This is a genomic window from Bacillus sp. J33 (assembly GCF_000518885.1).
In the GTDB taxonomy this organism is placed as follows: Bacteria; Bacillota; Bacilli; order Bacillales; family Cytobacillaceae; genus Cytobacillus.
In genome coordinates this window covers 1-18,351 of the sequence record NZ_JAEL01000017.1, presented here as the reverse complement: position 1 = coordinate 18,351, position 18,351 = coordinate 1, and the positions used below count along the sequence as shown (strand labels likewise).

General features: G+C 40.6%; 16 protein-coding genes and 1 pseudogene. 8 read left to right on the top strand and 9 right to left on the bottom strand.

Going from position 1 to position 18,351, the window contains the following annotated elements; translation table 11 throughout:
* Positions 1 to 943 precede the first annotated feature (943 nt).
* The gene (locus tag L634_RS0107375) at positions 944 to 2,212 is read left to right on the top strand and encodes a GGDEF domain-containing protein (RefSeq protein WP_026581899.1); all 1,269 of its coding nucleotides are present in this window, start codon (positions 944 to 946) and stop codon (positions 2,210 to 2,212) included.
* Between the two features lie 223 nt (positions 2,213 to 2,435).
* Positions 2,436 to 3,929: a peptide MFS transporter gene (locus tag L634_RS0107370; protein WP_026581898.1), complete on the top strand. Its 1,494-nt coding sequence runs from the start codon at positions 2,436 to 2,438 to the stop codon at positions 3,927 to 3,929.
* Positions 3,930 to 4,012: 83 nt separating this feature from the next.
* Here the strand turns inward: L634_RS0107370 and ypfJ are convergent, their stop codons facing one another.
* The 6 genes from ypfJ to L634_RS0107340 form a co-directional block, all read right to left on the bottom strand.
* Positions 4,013 to 4,867, bottom strand: coding sequence for a KPN_02809 family neutral zinc metallopeptidase (gene ypfJ / locus L634_RS0107365; RefSeq protein WP_026581897.1), 855 nt, complete (start codon positions 4,865 to 4,867; stop codon positions 4,013 to 4,015).
* Between the two features lie 150 nt (positions 4,868 to 5,017).
* Positions 5,018 to 6,139: an NAD(P)/FAD-dependent oxidoreductase gene (locus L634_RS0107360; RefSeq protein WP_026581896.1), complete on the bottom strand. Its 1,122-nt coding sequence runs from the start codon at positions 6,137 to 6,139 to the stop codon at positions 5,018 to 5,020.
* A gap of 117 nt (positions 6,140 to 6,256) precedes the next feature.
* The gene (locus tag L634_RS0107355; protein ID WP_034262206.1) at positions 6,257 to 8,371 is read right to left on the bottom strand and encodes an immune inhibitor A domain-containing protein; all 2,115 of its coding nucleotides are present in this window, start codon (positions 8,369 to 8,371) and stop codon (positions 6,257 to 6,259) included.
* Between the two features lie 195 nt (positions 8,372 to 8,566).
* A complete protein-coding gene (locus tag L634_RS0107350) occupies positions 8,567 to 8,758 on the bottom strand; it encodes a hypothetical protein (protein WP_026581894.1) in 192 nt (63 codons plus the stop codon).
* Positions 8,759 to 8,824: 66 nt separating this feature from the next.
* Positions 8,825 to 9,802 carry an ornithine cyclodeaminase family protein gene (locus L634_RS0107345; protein ID WP_026581893.1) on the bottom strand — a complete coding sequence of 326 codons (978 nt, stop codon included), beginning with the start codon at positions 9,800 to 9,802 and terminating at the stop codon, positions 8,825 to 8,827.
* Positions 9,803 to 9,826: 24 nt separating this feature from the next.
* Positions 9,827 to 11,164 carry an MFS transporter gene (locus L634_RS0107340; RefSeq protein ID WP_442852691.1) on the bottom strand — a complete coding sequence of 446 codons (1,338 nt, stop codon included), beginning with the start codon at positions 11,162 to 11,164 and terminating at the stop codon, positions 9,827 to 9,829.
* Positions 11,165 to 11,353: 189 nt separating this feature from the next.
* Here L634_RS0107340 and L634_RS0107335 point away from each other — a divergent pair, with 189 nt between their 5' ends.
* Positions 11,354 to 12,526 (top strand): tetracycline resistance MFS efflux pump, encoded by a 1,173-nt coding sequence (locus L634_RS0107335; protein ID WP_026581891.1) that lies wholly within the window; start codon positions 11,354 to 11,356, stop codon positions 12,524 to 12,526.
* A 137-nt stretch (positions 12,527 to 12,663) separates the two neighbouring features.
* Here L634_RS0107335 and L634_RS0107330 read toward each other — a convergent pair whose 3' ends face one another.
* The gene (locus L634_RS0107330) at positions 12,664 to 13,272 is read right to left on the bottom strand and encodes a class I SAM-dependent methyltransferase (protein ID WP_026581890.1); all 609 of its coding nucleotides are present in this window, start codon (positions 13,270 to 13,272) and stop codon (positions 12,664 to 12,666) included.
* Between the two features lie 234 nt (positions 13,273 to 13,506).
* Between L634_RS0107330 and L634_RS30755 the strand changes: the two genes are divergently transcribed.
* Entirely contained in the window at positions 13,507 to 13,737 is a 231-nt protein-coding gene (locus L634_RS30755; RefSeq protein WP_232233723.1) for a thioredoxin family protein, read from the top strand.
* A 472-nt stretch (positions 13,738 to 14,209) separates the two neighbouring features.
* On the opposite strand, the gene L634_RS0107320 is transcribed toward L634_RS30755, so the two are convergent.
* Together L634_RS0107320 and L634_RS33785 are read right to left on the bottom strand one after the other, a co-directional pair.
* Positions 14,210 to 15,751, bottom strand: coding sequence for a glycine betaine uptake BCCT transporter (locus L634_RS0107320; RefSeq protein WP_034262215.1), 1,542 nt, complete (start codon positions 15,749 to 15,751; stop codon positions 14,210 to 14,212).
* A gap of 179 nt (positions 15,752 to 15,930) precedes the next feature.
* The gene (locus L634_RS33785; protein WP_198029718.1) at positions 15,931 to 16,080 is read right to left on the bottom strand and encodes a hypothetical protein; all 150 of its coding nucleotides are present in this window, start codon (positions 16,078 to 16,080) and stop codon (positions 15,931 to 15,933) included.
* A 163-nt stretch (positions 16,081 to 16,243) separates the two neighbouring features.
* On the opposite strand from L634_RS33785, the gene L634_RS0107310 reads away from it, so the two are divergent.
* From L634_RS0107310 to L634_RS34885, 4 genes and pseudogenes are all read left to right on the top strand, one after another.
* The gene (locus L634_RS0107310) at positions 16,244 to 16,948 is read left to right on the top strand and encodes a DUF421 domain-containing protein (protein ID WP_026581888.1); all 705 of its coding nucleotides are present in this window, start codon (positions 16,244 to 16,246) and stop codon (positions 16,946 to 16,948) included.
* A 177-nt stretch (positions 16,949 to 17,125) separates the two neighbouring features.
* Positions 17,126 to 17,476 carry a nuclease-related domain-containing protein gene (locus tag L634_RS34775; protein ID WP_332249037.1) on the top strand — a complete coding sequence of 117 codons (351 nt, stop codon included), beginning with the start codon at positions 17,126 to 17,128 and terminating at the stop codon, positions 17,474 to 17,476.
* Positions 17,477 to 17,490: 14 nt separating this feature from the next.
* Positions 17,491 to 18,030: a hypothetical protein gene (locus tag L634_RS34770; protein ID WP_332249036.1), complete on the top strand. Its 540-nt coding sequence runs from the start codon at positions 17,491 to 17,493 to the stop codon at positions 18,028 to 18,030.
* Positions 18,031 to 18,227: 197 nt separating this feature from the next.
* Positions 18,228 to 18,351: pseudogene (locus L634_RS34885) on the top strand (IS256 family transposase); the annotation flags it as partial.

The window sequence follows — 18,351 nt, the reverse complement described above, 5'->3', positions numbered from 1 at the left end:
ATATGGCGATGGATGATGAGATTACGTGGTATTAATTCTTTAATTTATTTAGGCTCTTTTTCTAATAAATTTTTTTATATCTGCTCGTTGATTTCAGACGGGGCACTCGAGCTTTCCACAGAAAGGAATGAGAGCTTCCTCGGCTTCGCCTGTAGGGTCTCCCACTTCCCTCTCCTGAGCAGGACATTGAACAAGCATCCTTGAATAAACACCTCGTCGTAAGAAAATGCGGATGCATTTTCGAGGATCACATGCCCTCCGTTACAATCAACTCAAGGAGGTTAACCCTAGTTAGCCACCCGATTAGCAGCAAACTCTACGAAAACAACCTTTAATTTAAAAGGGACTATAAGTAAATGGACAAACATCAATAATATTTTTTACAAGCTTTTGATACTAACTCTCATAAAACAACTTAATGGGAGGGGAGAATTACAGATTCCTTGCTTAATTGCTTTTGGCTATCTAAGTAAAGGTTTAATAATACAACAGCAAATGTGTACGTATTTGAATACACGTACACAAAAGTGCACACACAGTGATATACCAACAAGTATACACTATTGCATACATGTTTACTTTATTGTCCACAATTGAATACACTATCGTTTACATGTATTCATTTTTGTGCACTTCGCGAATCGCTCTATTATATTAATCATTCCTTTTACACATATGCTCTTTTCAAATAGATTGCTGTTTTACTTATAAAATCTGCCTGTTGATTTTCCACTGCGGGCATTTGCTTTCCCCGGGGAGGATGAAAACCTCCTCGGCTTAGCCTGTGGGTCTCCCACTACCTTGAGGGATAAAGAGCGACTGGGAAATAAAAAACGCAGTAAAATTGTTTAAATATTTTAAATTAATCTACTTTATAGAAAAAATTCCTTTAAAATAAAGATATATAAATAAAGATATATACTAGTGAAAGGAGAACAGCTCCATGAAAGGCTCGAGAATCTTTATGCTGTCTCTATTTTTCATTTCAATGGCCATAGCTTTTTCCTCAGTTAGAATCATTGTCGAGAGCTCTGCATATTTAAAAGCACTCTTCATATATTGGTTCTTTTCAAGCTTGTACCATCATTTGCGCATTATCAGTAAAAATGGCAGCACCAGTATGGATTATGGGATCAACTATAGCCTATCAATTGGGATTTTTACGGGTCCCCTAGGATTATTTATATTTGAAAGCATCTACCGATTTACCGTTTACTTTAATAAAAGGAGGACAAAAACCGCTGATCCGGATGAGTTTGTCCATACCTTCTATAATATCGGCTCTTTTGTGATCAGCAACTCGATTGCCTTTTATTTGTTTAATTTGCTTTATCCCCTACTGCAGCCGATCCCATTCGGTTTTTGGATGACGATGCTGATTTTAATAACTGTCACATCATTGCTTTCCGACAGTTTCTTAATTGCCGTATTTACTTTGTTGGGGGACATTAAAACAAAACGTGAAGCAATTAATTTTTTTAAAACCAGAAGTCTTCTGGATATGGGTAAAATAGCCTTCACCAATGGCCTTTTGCTGCTTTTTCTTCAGGAAGGCAAATGGGAAATGCTCATTAGCTTATTTGTCCTGAACTACCTCGTAAGCCGCTCATTCCTATCAAAATCGCAAATGCTCCAAAATAAAATTGAGCGGGATAAGTTTGAGCAAATGGCTTACACAGACTTTTTGACAGGTGTATATAATCGGGCTTTTATGGACAAGAAAATAGCCGAGTTAAATAAAACAAATGAGTGTATTGGCATTATCGTAGCAGATATCGATCAGTTTAAAAAAATCAATGACAGCTATAATCATGCCGTTGGGGACCAGGCAATCAGGCATTTTGCCAATACATTGAAAAGCTATCTTTCCAGGGAAGATTACTTGTTCCGGAGCGGCGGGGAAGAATTCACTATTTTCCTTAGAAATCGCAATTATGAGGACGCTGTGTTATTGGCAGAAAAAATTCGCCGGGGAATAGAAGGCAGCAGTTTTAAAGCCGAATATAAAGAAGAAAAAATATCCCTTTCATATACCGCTTCCTTTGGACTATTTTTCTATAAAATAAATAATCAGCTTTCAATTGAAAAAGCCTATGTATATGCAGACCATCTTCTGCTGAAGTCCAAAAAAATGGGCAAAAACAGGCTGTCTAGCAGTGAAGCACAGGCTGATATTTACAATCTGAAAGCTTCGGTATTTGCAGAAGTATAATAGAATTTCGAAAAGCCGCCGATTTGGGCGGCTTTTTCTATGGGAGTATTTTTTGAAAAGAATTAAAACAATAATTATTCCGAAAAAATAATCTTTTGGATATATTTTTGAATAGATTCATTTTTAACCATAGAAAGTCAATAATAACCATGGCTTCATAAATCTTTTTTTGACAATTGGAAACAAAGAAAGATATTATAGAATAGCTAAAGGAGGATTATTCATGACAGATAATAATAGGCAGAAAATTGTTGAAAGTGTGCCTCAAAAAGGCTTCTTTGGCCATCCAAAGGGCTTATTCACACTTTTCTTCACTGAGTTTTGGGAGCGCTTTTCTTACTATGGAATGAGAGCGATTCTTGTATTTTATATGTATTATGAGGTTTCAAAAGGCGGATTGGGCCTTGATGAAACAACTGCTCTTGCCATCATGTCTATCTATGGCTCATTAGTTTATATGTCCGGTATTATTGGCGGCTGGCTTGCTGACAGAATATTGGGAACCTCAAATGCAGTCTTCTATGGCGGAGTTTTAATTATGCTTGGTCATATTGCTCTAGCCGTTCCTGGAAGCCTTGCCATGTTCTTCGTTTCAATGGTCCTTATCGTCCTTGGTACAGGATTATTAAAACCGAACGTTTCCAGTGTTGTAGGTGAAATTTACAGTCCGGAAGATACACGTCGTGACGCCGGATTCAGTATTTTCTATATGGGTATTAACCTCGGGGGATTCCTTGCACCGTTAATTGTCGGAACAGTTGGAATGAATTATAATTTCCATCTTGGTTTCGGAATTGCTGCGGTTGGTATGTTCTTCGGATTGCTTTTATTTATTTTCACCAGGAAAAAGAATCTTGGATTGGCTGGAACATTTGTTGCCAACCCGCTAACGGGCGATGAGAAGAAAAAGGTCTTCACACGCATTGGAATTGGTGCAGTCATTATTGCCATCCTGGTTGCAGTTGGGATCCCAACAGGCCTATTAACAGTTGATTCATTCATTGCGCTTGTAGGTATTTTAGGTATTGGTCTTCCAATTGTTTACTTTACAATTATGTATCGAAGCCCGAAAACAACTGATGTAGAGCGTTCCCGCATTATTGCGTATATCCCTCTATTTATTGCGTCTGTAATGTTCTGGGCTATCCAGGAACAGGGTTCCACGATTTTGGCCAACTATGCAGATAAACGGACACAGCTGGACTTCATGGGATTAAATATTTCCCCTGCATGGTTCCAATCCCTGAACCCATTATTTATTATTTTCTTAGCTCCAGTGTTTGCATGGATGTGGGTGAAGCTTGGCGATCGCCAGCCTTCAGTGCCGCAAAAATTCTCAATGGGACTTTTATTTGCAGGTTTATCATTCATCGTTATTCTTCTGCCAGCTTATTTGGGTGGAACTGATTCGCTTGTAAATCCATTATGGCTAGTGCTTAGCTACTTCATTGTCGTACTCGGTGAGCTTATGCTATCACCTGTGGGACTATCAGCAACAACAAAATTAGCGCCTGCTGCCTTCTCAGCGCAAACCATGAGCCTCTGGTTCCTATCAAACGCTGCAGCACAGGCAATCAACGCACAAATTGTAAAATTCTACACACCAGAAACAGAAATGACATATTTCGGTGTAATCGGTGCAGCCGCTATCGTACTTTCCATCATCTTGTTCCTATTGAGTCCTAAGATTCAGGTTTATATGAAGGGTGTACGTTAAATAAAAAATCGGAGAGTTGAAATTTTTCAATTAGACAAAATTTTCAAAGCCAGAAGAGCCTTATCTCTTCTGGCTTTTTTTATTTATTTGTTTAGATTACTGTTTTCAAAAGTATTGCCGCCTTCAAGGGTTCCATTTTGGAAGCCCTTATAAAACCATGATTTTCTCTGTTCAGAGGTACCATGTGTAAAGCTTTCAGGGACTGCATAGCCTTGTGCCCTTTTTTGAAGGGTGTCATCACCGACTGCTGTTGCAGCGTTCAAAGCTTCATCAAGGTCTCCCTCCTCTAGATAGCCCATTCCCTGTGCATGATGAGCCCAAACACCTGAATAATAGTCTGCCTGCAATTCAAATCGGACTAAATACTGATTGAACTTCTTTTCGCTCATACGCTGGCGAAGGGGCATAATTTCTTCAGTTGTTCCTAATAGGGTTTGTACATGATGCCCCACTTCATGCGCAATAACATAAGCCATGGCAAAGTCCCCTGGTGCTTTGAATTTCCTTTGCAGCTCCTCATAAAAACTTAAATCAATATACAGCTTTTTATCACCCGGGCAATAGAAAGGACCTGCAGCCGAAGTTGCTGCCCCGCAGACTGACTGAACGCTGCCAGAATACAAGACGAGTGCCGGCTCTTCATACACTAGCCCTTGTTCTTCAAATATCTCCGACCATATCTCTTCCGTATCGGCAAGCACCACAGAGACGAACTGTGCAAGCTCTTTTTCCTGTTCCGTTTCTTCATATGGAACAGATGTGCCTGAATCCATTTCTGTCATATTTCCTAAAAGCTCTTCCGGATTGCCTCCAAGAAAGGTAAATATCAGCAAAATGATAATCCCTCCGAGACCGCCGCCAACAAGCGTTTTTCCGCCTCCGCCCATGCCTCTTCGGTCTTCTACATTAGAACTCGCTCTTCTTCCTTTCCATCGCATCATGTATCCTCCTAATGAATCCGCTAGTATGATCTGATTTCATTAGTGTATACCCGAAAATAAGAGAATTATTAACCTAGAAGCAATAATCTTAATCGAAGTTTTGCATATAAAAATAAGTGCCTGGACAGGATCAGGCACCACTTTCATTTACACTTTCTTAATAGCCCTAGAAGGGTCATAAAGCTCCAGATCAATATCCGCCTCTTTGCCGAGGGCCAGCTTTGCAAGCTGAGCGCCAAGAAACGGCCCTGCAGTCAATCCTGAGGCTCCAAGCCCATTTGATAGATAAAGCCCTTTGAAGCCTGGAACTTCGCCAATAATAGGCAGGAAACCTGGTGTATAGGGACGGAAGCCTACACGGACTTCGGTAAACGCCCCATCAGAAAGGCCTGGCGCAATCGTCAAAGCTTTATCTAAGATTTCATGCAGGCCGCCTGCCGTTGCTCTTAAATCGTACCCCCTATCATCTTCATGAGTGGCTCCTATTACGACACGGCCTCCATCAAATGCTAAAATATACTGATTGTTTGGAGGCATGACAACAGGCCACTTTTCCGTCTCCACATTTTCCAGCTGTAAATGGATGATTTGCGCTTTTTGCGGCTTAACATCCAAATGTATTCCCAATGGTTTAAAAAGCTCACCAGCCCATGCTCCAGCCGCTACAATCACACTCTCTGCCTCATAATACCTTTCCGTGGCCTTAACCCCTTTGACAACAGTTCCATCACTAACAAGCTCCGCAGATCCATTTACTAATTCAGCTCCATGCTTTTCAGCAGATCTCAGCAGTGCATCCCTTAATTCCCGCCCATCAACGCGGGCTGCTCCGCTGACATAGACAGATGCATATTCATTTGCTAAGGGAGGAAACAATTCAGAAGTTTGCTCCGGGGACATCTGCACAATCTCCCCTATCTCGGGGGCAGATTCCCGCCTTTTAACCGCCCGTTCTTCCATTTTTTCAAGCTTCGCAGGATCTATATGCAGGCTTACAGCACCTATTTTCTCATATCCTGTTTCCGTCTCTCCGTCCTTCTCGAGCTCTTTTATAAGAGTCTGATAGTATGCCGCTCCCCCTTTGGCCAAAGCATACCAGGCCTTATTCCGGCGCTGGGTAAGCCATGGGCAAATAATGCCAGCCGCTGCATCAGTTGCCTGCCCGGGGTCTTTCCGGTCAATGACAGTAACTGCTGCTCCTGCTTTAGCCAAATGGTAGGCTGCTGAAGCCCCAAGGATTCCGGCACCTATAACCACGTATTTTTTCATAGTAACTCCTTTTTAGTAGGATGATTATGCATCTATTTTACAGAAGTTATCGTTAATACTCAAAAAGCTCCAGCAAAATAAAAAGAGGGACCCTCCATTGAATGGGTCCCAAAACGATTATTTTTTCTTAGCTTCCTTCAATTCGACTTCATAAGTAAAGTCTACAGCATTTTTATCATCTTTAGGAGCAGCATAGGAAGTAATCATGTAATTCTTTCCCTCCTGGAACAGCTGCTTCAATTGCAATGCATTTTCTTCTGTTACATTGAACGGATCCACTGTGACAACCTTATATGTTTCCTTCTGGCCTGCTTTGTTTCCAACTGTTTTTTCATTGATAAAAGTAACCGTGTAATTTACATACTTGCCCAGCAATTCATTCATTGACTTGAATCCTTCAGCAGAAGATCCGTCATGGCTGTAGCCAATTTCCGGTATTTCAATATTATCAATGAACCAGCCGCTGTCATTGTATCCCCAGTCTGTTAAATAGCGGAAAGAAACTAAAACTTTCTGGCCAGCATATTCACTTAAATCAAAAGTTTCTGTTTGCCAGTCAGCATAATGACCTGTAAATCCCGGTACATTTTCTTCAATTTTTGGATAGCCTTCTTCTACTACTTCGCTGGTTGTATTTTCATTAGCAAGACTCTTCCATGTTTTTCCTCCATCAGCAGAAACTTGGACAACACCAAAATCCCAATTTTCTTCAATATCAATAAAATTATCAAACTTTAATGTCGCACTATCAACATTCGATAGATCTGCTTCAAAGATTAAAGCGTTATCCGCTTCATCTCCATTATTGCCCCATAGAACCTGATTTTCAGATCCTTTTGGATCAGCCACTGATTTCCACGGAACAGGAAGGAAGTCTACTCCATCAAAGGAGATTCCATTAATTTTTTCTTGGAAATCCAGTTGCTTGAAATCTCCGCCCCAAGCAGGGACACCTTCTTTTTCAAATTGTAAAGCCTTTTCAAAGTTTACAGTCATTCCGCGTTTCGTACCCTTATCATCAACTGCAAGTTCGCGAAGATTAATGCTGTCAAAATCGTAAATTCCTTCGCCTATTTTACTGGAATCCAGAGTTAAAGCTGTCATAAAGTTCTGATAAACTTGAGTGAAATCCATGGTGGATCCATGTGCCTTTAAGACCTCATTAATACTATCAATGCCCTGCGACTTATTCAGTGCTAACTCACGGATAAACTCCTGGCCGAATTTGTCATTCATATACAAAGTGAAAAGATAAACCTGTCCATAGTCAGCAATCGTTTCAGGGCCAGTTGCTGCGTTTCTGTGGTCGTCCCAATTTACTAGAGAATTTTCCGGATGATCCAGGTAGAAATTAATAGAGCCTTCATCATGGCCATATCCTCCAAGATATTCAGAGAAAGTAGACATCCCCTCGTTAATCCAGGTTTCTTCAGCACCATCGTTATCAGCATGAATTAAATGCTGCAGTTCATGGATAGTAGTTCCAAAGAATGTAGATTCCAAGCGGGTTTCCCAGCTATTTGTATCGATTGTAATGATATTTCTATCAATATAGTTTTCTAGTGTTTGCCAGAAGAAGCCAGCAACGAAGAATGGGTAATCAGGATTGTAATAACCATCATCCTTGATATTATCTACCAGCATAATCACTTTGTCGCTTCCTTCATAATAACCGTCAGGAAGACCGACCATTTCCGGTAAAGGAGAATTAGATCCATCAAGGCTATCTGGCGTTCCGAAGAAAGATGTTGCCTTAGGATATATATTGCTGTCAAACTCATCTCGCAGTTTATCAACCTGCTCTTGTGTCACAACGTGTGCTGGGCGATCATCAGGGAAGGATAAATCATTTGCCACCCAAATCTCAACATTTTCACCCGTGCTGCGGAGGGTAAATTCTTTAAACTCTAATTCCCTATTTAGAAAAAGCTTCGTTCCTCCATCATATGTAAAGGTGCTATCAGCTGAATCATTCCCGGAAGTTTCATCTTCATTAAAATTAATTTGCCCCGCTTGTTCCATTAATTTCTTCTCAGCCTGCTTCAAAAATGATGAATCCTCAGACAGACTGTTCAGCTTGCCATCGATATCAACGCGATCTCCATATCTTTCAATGTCCCAATTTGGAACGGTTTCCGCTGATGCTTCAGAAGGGTCTGATGCCAGCGGCGATAATAAAGAGAGCGCAAGAGCTCCCGTTGATAGAACAGATAATAATTTCTTCTTTATCACTAATCTATCTCCTCTCACTTTAATTGTTAGAATTATCATAACATAGTGAAATTTGGCTATATAACGGTCTATTATCCTATTTACGACGATTAATTATAGGTAAATAGACTCGATTATAGGAATTTTGAACCTTTTTCCCTTACATGTGCAAATAAAAGACTGCATGATGGGCTGAAGCACCCATCATGCAGTCTCTTAAAACGGTTTATTCGGCTCATAAGTCGGCTGCTGGTTTCTGGCCTGAAACTGCTGGCTTTTAGCTGCCGCATCCTGTACGTTTTCTTCTAAAGAAAACTCAGTATCCAGCCCTTTTTTAAATTGATTTGCCTGATTTTGGGCCGAAACTACCTGCTGTTCTTCTGTTACTTTATCCGGCTTCTTTGGCATTCAAATCTCTCCTTTATTTAGAATATAGGTATAGATTTTCCAATGAGGCCGGCACTATTCATCCTTTTAAATTTCTACCTTTGTTCCAACACCTTCGCGAATGGCTTTTTCATATACTGCAGCAGCCACGGCCAGGTCAAAATAAGCAATTCCGACTGACTTAAAAAAGGTGATTTCGTCGTCATTTTCTCTTCCAGCAATCCGTCCAGCTGCCAATTCTCCCAGTTCACCATGAAGCTTTGAAAAATTCCATTTTCCTTCGTTGAGAGGTATGATGAAATCACCTGCTTCATCCTTTACACCCTCTATCGTATCTGCAACGATTTTAGCGCTTCGCAAAAGTGTTTCAGCGTCCACTTCCTGCATATGAGGGAGATAGGAGCCCACTCCGTTAATATGCGTTCCAGGCCTGAGGGCTGCTCCTGAGAAAACGGGTGTTTCAGAGCGGGTGCTGCAAATAACTATATCTGCTAAAGAAACAGCTTCATCAGCATGATCAAAAACCGTTATAGACCCGCTAAAATCCCTAAATCGGTCAGCAAACTCATAAGCCTTTGAAATTGTGCGGTTATAAAGCATAATTCTCTCTATTTTACGGACTTCCAATACAGCTTGAAGCTGCTCTTCAGCCATTGCCCCGCAGCCAATAACCGCTACTGACCTTGCCGATTTTTTCGCCAGATGCTTTGTTGCAATTCCGCTGGCAGCACCTGTCCGAAGCCTTGTCAGATACGAGGCATTTAGGCATGCCAAGTGTTCTCCATTTTCTGTATCGCTTAATAGAATAACTCCCTGTGTTGTTTTTTTCCCTATTGCCGGATTGCCGGGGAAAATGGTGACCACCTTTACAGCCGTTTTCCCGATCGGCTCCATCGCACTGGGCATATAGAGAGCGGATGCCATTTTATGAGGGAAGTCCAGCACCGTCCGGTGGGGATTCTGTATTTTTCCATCAGTGTAGTGGGCCAAAGCCCCTTCCATGTCCTTGATAGCGGTTGCCATCGTATAAATCGACTGGATTTGTTTTTCAGATAATACAAGCATAAAATCTCCCTCTCATATAAAACCTTAAGCTTTTTGATCTGTATGATGCTGCCCTATGCCTGTACGATTTACAGCTATATCAGAGTCCAAATCCTGATTGCTTTTATCGCGTACTGATGCGATTGCAATTAAGGAGATGGCTGCTGCAAGCATGATATATAGAGCCACAGGGACATAGGAATTGTCATAGGCATTCAGCAAGGCTGTTGCAACCAGCGGGGCAGTGCCTCCGGCTAATGCAGCTCCAATTTGGTAGCCTAGCGTAATTCCTGTATAACGGACATTTGACTTGAAGATTTCCGAAAACATTGTACCAAGTACAGCTGTAATGGGGGCCCAAATAATGCCGAGACCAAGAACTGTCGCCACAATAAGCAGGGTTGCTGAATTTTGATGAAGCAGCCAGAAGTATGGGAAGGCATAGAGCATCATGAGTACCGTACCGCCAACATACAGCTTTTTGCGTCCGATTTTATCCGATAGCTTTCCCATTACCGGAATTAAAATGGTCGTCACAATCGTTGCTATTGTTACGGCATTTAACGTAACTGTACGCGAGAATCCAAGCTGAGCTGTCGCATAGGAAACAATAAAGGTTCCAAAGATATAAAACGGAGCTGTTTCTACTACCTTCGCACCTATTGCTATTAAAACTTCCTTCCAATGGCTGCGCATCGTTTCCACAAAAGGAATCTTGGCAATTTCGCCTTTCTCCCGCGCTTTTTTGAAGGATGGTGTTTCATCAATGCCTTTGCGGATCCACAAACCAAAGAAGACGAGCAGAGCACTTAAAATAAAGGGGACACGCCAGCCCCATGACAAAAATGCTTCTTCAGGCAATAAGGTCATAACGGATAAAGCAAGTGTTCCAAGCAGCATACCAATTGTTACACCCATTTGCGGGATGCTTCCGAAAAAGCCCCTTCTTTCCTTAGGCGCATATTCAACAGCTAATAGAAGGGCGCCTCCCCATTCACCGCCTAAGCCAATTCCCTGTATTAAACGCAAGATAATTAGAAGAATCGGTGCAGCTGCCCCAATATTGTCATAAGTTGGCAGAAAGCCCATAAGAACGGTCGCACCGCCCATCAGCGATAGCGTAAGGACAAGTGTTTTCTTCCGGCCGATTCGATCTCCGATATGGCTGAAAATAACGCCCCCAAGCGGACGGATGAAGAAGGCAAGTGCAAAGGAAGCATACGCCAGCATCAATCCGACAGCCGGATCATCGCTATGAAAAAACATTTGATTAAATACTAGTGCAGCAACCGTTCCATATAAAAAATAATCAAACCATTCGATGGAACTGCCAATTAAACTGGCGATCAGAACCTTCTTTTCTAAATTCTTTTTCACAAACATCCCCCTCTCAATTATGTAAAATAAACATAAACCAATAATAGTTCATATTATTTTGATATTTCAATATATTTGTGACATTACCTGCCAAATAGAACTTTCCTACTGTACACTTCCTAGGGTGAAAGTATAAGATTGTTTTTGATATAATCATATTACTTAAATTGATTTGACCTTACTGGAGTGAACACGTTGAATTCTAAAAAAGCACTGCCTCTATTATTTGCAGTCATGTTTCTTGTTATGGTGGGATTTGGGATCATCATTCCTGTCATACCTTTTTATGCTGAAGAGTTAGGAGCTACACCGACGCAGCTGGGCTTGCTTATGGCTGTTTATTCTTTAATGCAGCTGCTCTTTGCACCTATGTGGGGCCGCATTTCCGATAAGATTGGCCGCAAACCTGTCATTATGATCGGGATTTTCGGCCTTGGATTATCTTTTTTCATGATGGCATTATCTACTGAGCTCTGGATGCTGTTTGCCGCAAGAATAATCGGCGGCTTTTTATCATCAGCGAACATGCCAACTGTTATGGCATATGTAGCAGATATAACTTCTGAAGAAGACCGCGGAAAAGGAATGGGAATTATCGGTGCCGCTGTCGGTTTAGGTTTTATCTTTGGACCTGCAATTGGCGGTATCTTTTCCCGGGAAAGTCTGAATGTACCCTTTTACCTGGCAGGTGCATCCTCCTTCATTACTTTCTTTCTTGTCATGGCCGTGCTGAAAGAATCCCTATCACCGGAACAGCGGAGCAATCAGTCTGTAAAACGGCCTGGATTATTTAAAGCTTTGAACGGACCTGTTAGCATTCTATTTTTCCTGCAGCTATTTGTCTCGTTATCCCTGGCAGGCTTGGAGGCAACGTTCGCCTATTTTGCTGCTGAAAAAGCAGGACTGGGGACAGTTGAGCTTGGCTATATCTTTATGATTATGGGGTTTGCAGGTGCCCTTGTACAAGGCGGATTAGTGGGAAGAATGACGAAAAAGTACGGGGAAGGGGCAGTGATCCAAATCGGCATTACGATATCTGCCATCGGATTTGCACTAATCCTGCTGATTGATAGCTTTGCTACAGCAGCCATTTATTTAACTGTGTTTGGTGTGGGGAACGGTTTTATCCGTCCGAGCGTTTCCTCTCTGCTGACCAAGACTTCTCAGACCGGGCATGGCAGTACAACAGGGCTTTTATCGTCATTTGACTCTCTAGGCAGAATTATCGGCCCGCCATTGGGCGGATGGCTTTTCACTGTCAGCATTGGTTTCCCATATATATCAGGCATTTTGCTTTCTGCGATTGCACTTGTCTTATACCGCGTCTATTCCGCCAAGGCTGCCGGCAGCCGTCCAATCACATCTTAAGAAATGGCTGTTTTCGTAAAGTTTGTTTCTTTTCGGGTGGCTAAATAAGTTTAATCAACGGCGGGATTCATAAGTAAAACAACAATTAATGAGAAAAGAGCTTACGAAATAATAAAAGGGAGGCCGCAAACAGCCTCCTATTTTATCTTCTCTTTTTTCAATATCACCTGTATGACATGTCCAGTGCCAGTATGCCCTCTGCCTTCCACTCTCTCCTGTTCGCCATAAAAGAAATGCACAACCTTATACCCTCCAATCCATTCAAGCAAGTCGGCAGGGTCATAAACCATATCAATCCTTTTTGGCCCACCTGTTTGATAACGGAGCTGATCCTCTGAATAAACCTCCATTAATACCATTCCTCCTGGTTTCACTACAGAAATCAGCTTATCAAATACAGTTTTCTGATCCTGTTTCAAAAAATGCCCAAAAACCATTACTGATGCATCATATTCTTCAAAAGGTACAGAATCATAAATTAAATCCTTTTGTTCTGTTTGAACTGTGACATTATGCCGTTCAGCCAATTGTTCCGTTTTCTTTAGTCCATTTTGCGTATAATCCCAGGCTGTAACGTCGTGTCCCTGACTGGCAAGAAAAACCGCATTGCGGCCTTCCCCCTCTGCAAAAGCAACAATTCTTTTTTTGCTCTCAAGCCGGTTGGCTTGTTCTCTTATAAACTCATTTGGCTCTTCGCCATATAAATATCCCTCAGCTTCAAATTTTTCTTCCCAAAGATTTGTCATCTAACCCACTCCTATCTAGCGCATTTTTAGCCTTTAAAGGAAATAATATAACCCAATAAGATATTCTAGAAGGACTTATGGAAATCCTATTGTATAATAGGAAAAAGTCTTTTCTGAAAAGGGAGAATCATGATGAAAGAGCTTTTATCTATGGAAGAAGTCCAGCAAATGATTCAGAATCATGAACTGAGCTTCATTTATGTTTTAACGGACAGCTGAAGTGTCTGCCATGGTTTGCTGCCTCAGGTTGAGGAAGTTTTAAAAGAATACCCCCAGATAGAAGCAGGGCTCGTTAATGCGGATAAGGTAACAGAAATTGCCGGTTTTTTAATGGCATTTACAGTACCTGTAGTCGTTTTATATTTAGATGGCAGAGAAGTCCTTAGAGAGGCCCGTTTTGTTCCTGTCGAGAAGCTTCGTAAGGATTTGAAGAGGATATATGAAGGAATCATGCAAGAAGAATAGGCAGGTTTTACAGCCTTCTCCTTCCATCTGGTTTTTCTGATACTTTCGGGAAAAGCTGTTGAAGTTCCGAATATTTCCGTTTTTTAAATAAAGACTGTGTTAAAGCTTATTGTTGATTTTAGCACCCTGTTGATTGGAGCGGGAGGTACGAGCTCCTCGAAAATGCTACCGCATTTCCTTACGACGAGGTGTTAACTCGGGGAAGCTTATTCAATGTCCTGCGGGAGATGCGTGTCAGCGGGAGACCCCGCAGGTGTGGATGCACCGAGGAGCGTCGGACTGCCCGCTGAACGCTTGAGTGCCTCGTGCTGAAATCAACAGGCAAATGTAACAGAGCCTAAATAAAAAAAGAACTGTAACCAAAACTAAAAAGGCCAGGGATTCGTTCAGATAACGGATCTCTGGCTTTTTTTAAAGGTTATAACTTTTTAATCATAGTCCTCTGGCAGAATATATGCGTTTATTGAAAGCATTAAAGCAATCCCGGATCAGGCTCTTCCCCCGGTTTAACTTTTTTAGCCTTTTTCTTCGCCACGCTTTTCGCAGGAACTTCTTTTTTAAATTCTTTTAGAATGGCAAAGGACATTGCAATTAAAACAAATGTCAGCGGAAATGCACTTACAATAATAGCAGTCTGCATGGCGCTCAATCCGCCAGAGAGCATCAATACGATTGCTGAGGCTGATAAAAACAGACCCCAGACGATTTTTACAAAGTTAGGCGGATTCAGATCACCATTTGTTGTCTGCATCCCCAATACGAATGTTGCGGAATCTGCCGAGGTTACAAAAAAAGTAGTTATCAGCAGTAAAGTAACTATTACAAGGCCACCCGAAAATGCCAGGCGATCATAAACAAAAAATAATGCTGTCTCCAGACTCTGCCCTGCGATATTGGCTCCTTCAAAATAGTCAAAATAAATAGCCGTCCCGCCAAACACACTAAACCAAAAAGCACATACAAGCGTCGGAATAATCAGGACGGCGATCATAAATTCCCGAACCGTTCTCCCTTTCGATACGCGTGCTATAAAGGTCCCGACAAAGGGTGCCCAGGCAATCCACCAGGCCCAATAAAAAATGGTCCAATCCTGAATCCAAGTTGCCTGTTCCTCATTAAAAGGAGCAAGCCTCAATCCCATACTGGGCAGGTTCTGTACATAACTCCCTAATGTAGTCGTAAAAAGATCCAGCACAAATCCTGTTGGGGCTAAAATCAGGAAAGCAAATAGAAGAATAACTGCAAGGACCAAATTGGCATTACTTAAATATTTGATCCCTTTTTGAAGTCCTGTACTTGCAGAAAGTATAAATAAGACAGTTACTATGGCTATTATTAAAAGCTGGACACTATAGTTATTTGGTACTCCGGCCACATAATTTAAGCCGCCATTAATTTGGGCTGCTCCAAGTCCGAGGGAGGCCGCTACACCAAAAATTGTTGCAAAAACGGCAACACTATCTACAATAATGCCCGTGATTCCCTTTGCTCTGTCCCCTAGTAAAGGAGTTAATGTAACACTCATTAAACCAGGCTGTTTCTTCCTGAATTTATAATAAGCAAGAACAAGCGCTATGACAGAATAGATCGCCCAGGCATGAAATCCCCAATGCAAATAGGTATATCTTAATGCAACTCTTGCTGCCTCAGGAGTCCCGCCTTCGCCAATTGGCGGATTCGTAAAATGGGAGATTGGCTCAGAAACGCCAAAGAATAATAATCCAATACCCATTCCAGCACTGAACAGCATGGCAAACCATGTGCTGCGTTTAAAATCCGGCTTATCATCATGCGAACCTAATTTAATTTTCCCGTACTTGCTAAAAATCAAAAACAAAGCAAATATAAGAAAAAAAGTGGCGGATAACTGATAAAACCAGCCAAATGAGCCCAAAAAGTAAGCTTTTGTTTGATCCATCACTTCCCCTAACTGAACAGGTGCAATCATGCCCCAAATAACAAAAATACTTGCTATGACCAAAGAAATCCAAAAAACACTTGTTACCTTTTTCAAAGCTGCCCACTCCCTTATAGGACTAAAATAATATACCATTATGTTTCCCGAATAAAGAAAAACCATGAGTCAAACAGGAATGCCCCCACATCCTCCTCTTACAGTTGGACTTACTAATTACGTAAAAAGGAGGGCCAAGGTCTGGCCACTCCTTTTATATCAAACACCGTATCACTCTTTTACTCATCATCAATCTCGCCGTCACCAATTTCATCCTCTTCTTCAACATCTTCCACTTGTTCTCCTTCCTCAGGCGCTTCATCATTTCCACAGCCCATTAACGTTAAGAAAGACAGGGATAGGAGAAACATTAATAAGAATTTTTTCATTTATTTAACCTCCTTTTCCTTAGTTTTACAGAAAGGAAGAAATTATATGTAATGTTAGGTTTTGAATAATTGCTGCTAACTGAGAAAAAACTTTTAAGAGGCTGCAAAGCAAAATCTAAACGCCTGCATGTGAATGTAATTGTTGTTAAAGGATGTGCAATAGATGGATTTTTTTCAAAGGCAGTCAACACTCACCGCCTTGGAATGGGGTCTTAGGGCTGTAATCGCATATTTCTTTTTAGTGGCGGTTGCCAAAATCTTAGGCCAGCGTGCCATTTCCCAATTAAGGCTCCTTGATTTTGTTATGGCTTTAGTAATTGGAAATATTATTGCCCATCCATTGTCTGACGAGGAGCTAGGGCTAAAAGGTTCTATAGTGACAACCACGGTATTGGTTGTCCTGTATCTGGCCAGCTTATTCAGTATCCTAAAATGGCCAGCGGTTAGAAAGCTTGTTAATAACCAGTCCATAACAGTCGTACAGAATGGAGAAATCATTTACAAAGGATTAAAAAAGGCAAGAATATCTATTGATGTCCTGCTAGAAGAATTACGCGAGAAAAAAGTAGATGACGTAAAGAAAGTTTCCCTAGCATTATGGGAAGCTGACGGGGATCTTTCCTTTTTTTTAGATCCCAAATATGAACCCATTACACCTGCTTCCATACAAATGAAGGCGGAACCATTCGATATGCCTAGAACCATTATCAAGGAAGGCAAGGTAAATAAAAACGAGCTTATCCAAATTCAAAAGGATGAAAGCTGGCTTGCCTCCACCTTGGAAAGCTTATATAAGACGGAAATAAAAAATGTACTGCTCGCGACTATAGATAGTAAGGGTACTTTGAAAGTATTTTTATATAATTGATTTAGCTGACACCTCTTGTAACGAGTGATTATAGCGCCTGCTGCAAAACATTAACTAATCTAACCTTAATCAGAGCTTTGCCTCTGATTTTTTTATGAAGAATGGCATTATATAGTATGAATGCTCCAATAGATTTTTATATTATGGAATGGATTAAAAAATGATAGGATGTGGGTTATGCATTATAAATTCCGCAATAAAGCTGCTGAATTACTATTGCTTAAATCCTTAAGGACCAGAATGAGTTTGTCTGATAAAGAAGAACAGCACTATTTAAATCTTAAAAAAGGCTATGAAGGAGAAATTCTATTTGATTTATGGACAAACAAACTTGAGAGTGATTGTTATATCTTAAATGATTTGCTTCTAAAGTTAAACAATACCTTATTTCAAATAGATTCATTAGTTATTTTTTCAGAATGCATCTATATTTTTGAGGTAAAGAATTATGAAGGAGATTATTTCTATGAATCCGATAGGTTTTACAAGAAGCCTAAACGCGAAATTACGAATCCGCTTAATCAATGAAGCAGAGTGAATCCTTGCTTCGCCAGTTGCTCCAAAACCTTGGATTTAATTTACCCATTCATTCTTACGTTGTTTTTATCAATTCCGAATTCACCTTATACCAAACACCCCTAAACAAACCATTTATTTTCCCTACTCAACTCAATCGCTTTTTAACCACTCTAAATGCTATACCATCCAAATTAAATGAGAGACACAAAATACTTGCTGACAAGTTACTATCAAAGCATATTAAAGAATCTCCGTTTAAAATATTGACTATATATGATTTTGAACAACTGCAAAAAGGAATTACTTGTATAAAATGTACCTCCTTTTCAATCCATGTAGAAGGACAGAAATGTATTTGCAGAGAATGTGGATTGGAAGAAGGGGTTGCGAAAGCAATAATGCGAAGTGTGAAGGAATTTAAGCTCCTTTTTCCTCAGCATACAATTACTACCAATGTTATTCATGATTGGTGTAAAGTGATAAATTCAAAAAAGAGGATAAGAAGTGTTTTAGAAAAAAATTATAAAAAAATAGGAGTTCGCCAGTGGAGGTATTATGAGTAAAAGGCTTTTCTTGATAAATTTTGAGGTTCAGGAACTTTATGAAGGACTTTTCTTCTCCTTTCTACTCGGATTTTGGTCTTCATAAGCCCAATGAAGGATTAAGTCCATATAATTGTGTAAAAAGAAAAAGGGTTCATTTTATTCACTCTTGGCTACAATGTTTTCAGCGACGATAAACAATGAAAAGAGGAATAAAAATGACCCAATTACAGTTTAACCTAGATTTGGAACTTTTAAAAGAATCTGTATTAAAATCGAATATTGATGCAGTTGTTAGATCAGCCATTGTTTTGGTATTGAACGAGTTTATGGAAAAAGAGA